Below are 4,661 nucleotides of genomic sequence, written 5' to 3'. Positions count from 1 at the left end.
ACTTTAATCGGGGTGAACTTCACCTTTGACGTTGCGCCGTCGACGATCCACACACCTGTGCGATTACCGTCGTCCAGAATGGCGCCGACGGGCACGGTGACTTCCGACTGGCGTTCGGCATCCGGTGTTCTGATTGTTACAGTGGCGCCAAGCGGTGCTGAGGCCGCATCACCCTCAAGAATGTAACGCGCTTCATAGGTTCTCGTTTGAGGATCAGCCGAATCGGAGATTTGTCGCAGTCTGGCGTTTCCACTAAGCCCGTCGCTTCCATAAACACTGGCCTGTGCTTCCGATCCCACCTTAGGTCGCAGTGTCTCAGGCAGCCAGACGACCGCCTCGCGAGGGCCCGCCTTTGCGAGTTGAACAACCGTCTGGCCGGCGGCGACCACTTGTCCCGGATCACCGAGAGTTTCGACGACCGTTCCATCCGAGTCAGCAACAAGAGTGGTGTAGGTTGCCGCATTCTCGGCAACCTCCGCTTCGGCCTCGGCCGCCGCAAGCTGTGCTGTCGCTGTATCGAGAGCCGCCTTTGCCTGTTCATAACGCTGGGGCGTGGCCGCCAGGCCATTCTTGACCAGTGCCGCATAGCGCTTCTCATCGGCTTGCGCCTGAAGCAGAATAGCACGCGCTGATATGACCGAATTCCGCTTTGCTGTCAGTGCAAGCTGAAGATCGGTCTCATCAATGCGCATCAGCGGTTGGCCCTGTTTGACCTGCTGACCGACATCGACCAGCCGCTCCACGATTTTACCGGGAACGCGAAATCCGAGATTGCTTTGAACGCGCGATGCGACCGTCCCGGTGAATGACCGGTCGGCCCTGCCGGTCCTTTTCGCCTCCGCAATCCTTACCAGTGGTGAAGCCGTCCTTGGGTCTGCGGCCTCGGCTTCCCGTTTTGGGGTTTCAGAAACGAGGAAAAAGGCGGCGGCCCCAGCCGCTGCGACAAGACCCACGACAGTCAGGACATGTTTGCTTTTCATTGTAAGTTCTCTTCTTGACCAGCGGTGCAAATGATTTAGATTGCGATCTAAATCTATATGCGTTATAAATGTCAAACGAAATCTAACCGGAGGTCGATATGAGAGTGAGCCGGGCACAAGCCGAGGAAAATCGGGAGACGGTGATCAACGTTGCCAGCCGTCTGTTTCGCGAGCACGGATTCGATGGCATTGGCCTGAAAGATTTGATGAAGGGTGCAGGACTCACTCAAGGCGGGTTCTACAAGCAGTTTGCATCGAAGGACGATCTTGCAGCCCAGGCTTCGAGGCGCGCGATGGAAAGCGCTACACGCAGATGGTCTGAAGCGGCTGCGGACAGTTCCGATCCTCTCGAAGCAGTGATGGCGTTCTATCTGTCCAAGGACCACCGTGGAGAAAAGGCAGAAGGTTGCCCCCTGGTGGCACTGGGGTCGGACGCTACTCGGCAGAGTGAAGAAGTCAGGCGTCCATTCGAGGATGGGATACGCGCTCACTTCGAGGTGCTCAATGAACTGCTTGATGACACCAGAAGCTCCAATCCCAGCGGCAAGGCGATGGCGATCCTGTCTCTCATGGTCGGCGCCGTTACCCTGTCTCGGATCATGGAAGACGAGAATACGTCTCAAGGAATCCTCGACGCAGCGGCGGAGGAAATCAGGCGCATCGCAGGCGCTGATCATGCGGCCTGAGGATCGCGCTCGGTAGCTAGGGAAAACAAAAGCCAAACGCAGTCGCCGCGTCGGGTTCGGGCGGATGCGATTTAGGCACTGAAGAAACTGCATATCCGGAGAACAGGCCCTGACCGCACCGTCGGTCGGGATGCCGAAGGCATGCCAATTTAAACGAAGAACAGGTGTAAAACATGCGTCGTATCGTTGTCACAGGAATGGGAGCTGTCAGTCCCCTTGGAGCGAATGTCGGTATCTCCTGGTCGCGCCTGCTCGCGGGTCGAAGTGGTATTCGACGGCTGGGTGACGACGTGGTGGCGGACCTGCCATCGAAAATCGGGGGCGTTGTCCCCTCATTGATGGAAGATCCCGAGGGCGGCTTCGATCCCGACACCATTGTGGCTCCGAAGGACCAACGCAAGGTCGACCGTTTTATCATATTTGCACTGGCAGCCGCGGAAGAAGCGCTTGCGCAAGCAAACTGGAAGCCGACCTCGAATGAGGAACGGCTGAGGACCGCGACGATTATCGCGTCCGGTATCGGCGGCTTTCCTGCGATAACCGAAGCGGTCCGCACCGTCGATCAACGCGGTGTCCGTCGCCTTTCGCCCTTCACCATACCGTCGTTTCTGGTCAATCTCGCAGCCGGGCATGTCTCAATCCGTCATGGCTTCAAAGGCCCTCTCGGTGCACCGGTAACCGCGTGCGCCGCCGGCGTTCAGGCAATTGGCGATGCTGCGAGGCTTATTCGGTCAAATGAAGCCGAAATTGCGATATGCGGCGGAACAGAAGCCTGCATGAACATCGTCAGCCTCGGAGGTTTTGCAGCCGCCAGATCTCTGTCGACTGCTTTCAACGAAACACCAGACAAGGCATCGCGCCCCTTCGACACATCACGCGATGGCTTCGTCATGGGCGAAGGAGCGGGCATGCTTGTCATTGAATCCCTGAGCCATGCACTTGCTCGCGGCGCTACACCAATTGCCGAACTTGTCGGCTACGGCACGACAGCCGACGCTCATCACATCACGTCAGGACCAGAAGACGGGAATGGTGCCAAAAGAGCCATGGAGATCGCCATTGCGCAGGCAGGAATTTCCCCCCGCGAAATAGGTCATCTGAATGCCCACGCCACCTCGACCCCGGTCGGAGACCTCGGCGAAATCAGGGCCATCAAAAGTATCTTTGGTTCCGAGAAGACTGTCGCTGTCAGCGGGACGAAGTCAGCAACAGGACACCTACTTGGCGCGGCTGGAGGATTGGAAGCAATCTTCACCATTCTAGCACTCCAGCACCAGATTGCGCCGCCAACTCTCAACCTGAATGTTCCTGATCCGGAAGCCGAAGGCATCGATTTTGTGGCGAACCACGCGCGCCAATTAGACGCTGAATTCGCAATATCCAATGGTTTCGGTTTTGGCGGTGTCAATGCGAGCGCAGTGTTCCGGCGGTGGCCGAAGGCAAACGGCGCTGGCTGAGGATCACCGTCGCGCCACCACACTCTGAAACTGTTTCGCTTGGGAGTTGAACGTCAATGAACCAAACCTTGGGCACGACACCGGACATACTGCACCTCTAACCGAGGATTGCCATTATAGGCGTCGGCGGCGGTGGTGGTAATGCGGTCAACAACATGATGGCGCAGAAGCTGCAAGGGGTAGAATTCATTGCAGCAAACACCGATGCACAAGCTCTCTCCATGTCTAAAGCCCCACGAGTTGTTCAACTCGGCCTGATCGCGACTGGCGGGCTTGGGGCCGGATCACTCGCCGAGATCGGACAAGCGGCGGCCGAAGAAACGATCGACGAAATCATGGGACATCTGACCGGGATGCATATGTGTTTCGTGACCGCAGGCATGGGGGGCGGCACTGGAACGGGCGCCGCGCCTGTTATAGCTCGAGCTGCGCGGAAGGCCGGAATCCTGACGGTCGGCGTGGTAACCATGCCATTCGCATTTGAGGGCATACATCGAATGCGAATGGCCCGACACGGGGTAGAGTGTCTAGCCGAAAGCGCGGATACCGTGATCGTGATCCCAAATCAGAACCTCTTCCGGGTGGCAGATGCCGCAACGACGTTTGCTGAGGCTTTCGAAATGGCGGATCGGGTTCTTTATGCAGGCGTCAGCTCCGTCGTCGATCTGATTGTCAGGGAAGGGCTTATCAATCTCGATTTCGCCGACCTAAGGTCAGTGATGCGCGGTATGGGCCGAGCTGTGATGGGCACGGGAGAAGCGGCAGGCGAAGGCCGTGCAAGAGCTGCCGCCGAAGCAGCGATTGCTAATCCGCTTTTTGACGACACATCGGTCAAAGGTGCCAAAGGGCTCCTCGTCTCGATTTCCGGTGGACCGGACATGACGCTGTTCGATGTGGACGAAGCAGCCACGCGCGTGCGCGAAGAGGTCGACGCTAACGCCGATGTCGTGATCGGCGCGACGTTCGACGATGCGCTTGCGGGTCGACTGAAAGTGTCCGTTGTCGCGAGCGGATTGCGGCAACCGGCAGAGGTGATCTTTCTTGCGGAGCGCACGGGGTGAGCCTGCTCCTTTGCACCCTCGAGCGAGCATGTCCTTGCAGACTTGAGAATGCCTGCGTGTCTGCTACCTCCCGGCCCAAGACAGGGCGACATAGAAAATTCCAGTGAAATCGATCGAGAGGAAACAGCACATGCTGAAGCACTTCTTAGAAAAATGGCGTCTATGGGAAGAAGCATTCCTCGGTATCGATGATTTGCAGGGGGACTATCTCTTCTCCTTGGAAAAGCGCGTGGCTCGGCTCGAGGCAGCTACGGAGGCGTTAGATAGAAAACGCCTGCCTGCGACCTTGCCCCAATCTGCCGAAACAACGCCACGTCGGTGACGCGGAAACCCTGATCACAAAGTGAATGCCGCTCTGAGCGCTTGAAGTGCTTGTTCCGGCTCGTGTTTTACGAAGGCCTAGGTGCACGCTATCAAAGCCCCACGGGGCTATACCGCCAGCAATTCATTTGCGGTATCCAAGGCCCTAAACGCAAA

General features: G+C 57.6%; 4 protein-coding genes and 1 pseudogene. 4 read left to right on the top strand and 1 reads right to left on the bottom strand.

From position 1 onward, the window contains the following. A pseudogene (locus T18_RS20360) lies at positions 1 to 980 on the bottom strand (efflux RND transporter periplasmic adaptor subunit); the annotation flags it as partial. Positions 981 to 1,078: 98 nt separating this feature from the next. Between T18_RS20360 and T18_RS20355 the strand changes: the two are divergent. From T18_RS20355 to T18_RS20340, 4 genes are all read left to right on the top strand, one after another. Beyond that, positions 1,079 to 1,666 (top strand): TetR/AcrR family transcriptional regulator, encoded by a 588-nt coding sequence (locus tag T18_RS20355; RefSeq protein WP_003519277.1) that lies wholly within the window; start codon positions 1,079 to 1,081, stop codon positions 1,664 to 1,666. A 173-nt stretch (positions 1,667 to 1,839) separates the two neighbouring features. After that, positions 1,840 to 3,123: a beta-ketoacyl-ACP synthase II gene (fabF, locus tag T18_RS20350; RefSeq protein WP_038494730.1), complete on the top strand. Its 1,284-nt coding sequence runs from the start codon at positions 1,840 to 1,842 to the stop codon at positions 3,121 to 3,123. A gap of 107 nt (positions 3,124 to 3,230) precedes the next feature. Continuing rightward, positions 3,231 to 4,184: a cell division protein FtsZ gene (gene ftsZ / locus T18_RS20345; RefSeq protein WP_121556214.1), complete on the top strand. Its 954-nt coding sequence runs from the start codon at positions 3,231 to 3,233 to the stop codon at positions 4,182 to 4,184. A 130-nt stretch (positions 4,185 to 4,314) separates the two neighbouring features. Continuing rightward, entirely contained in the window at positions 4,315 to 4,506 is a 192-nt protein-coding gene (locus T18_RS20340) for a hypothetical protein (RefSeq protein WP_038494727.1), read from the top strand. Positions 4,507 to 4,661 lie beyond the last annotated feature (155 nt).

The organism is Rhizobium sp. TBD182, from assembly GCF_001950375.1.
GTDB lineage: Bacteria > Pseudomonadota > Alphaproteobacteria > Rhizobiales > Rhizobiaceae > Agrobacterium > Agrobacterium tumefaciens.
The sequence above is the reverse complement of the archived record's forward strand: the minus strand, read 5'-3'. Positions and strand labels throughout refer to the sequence as shown.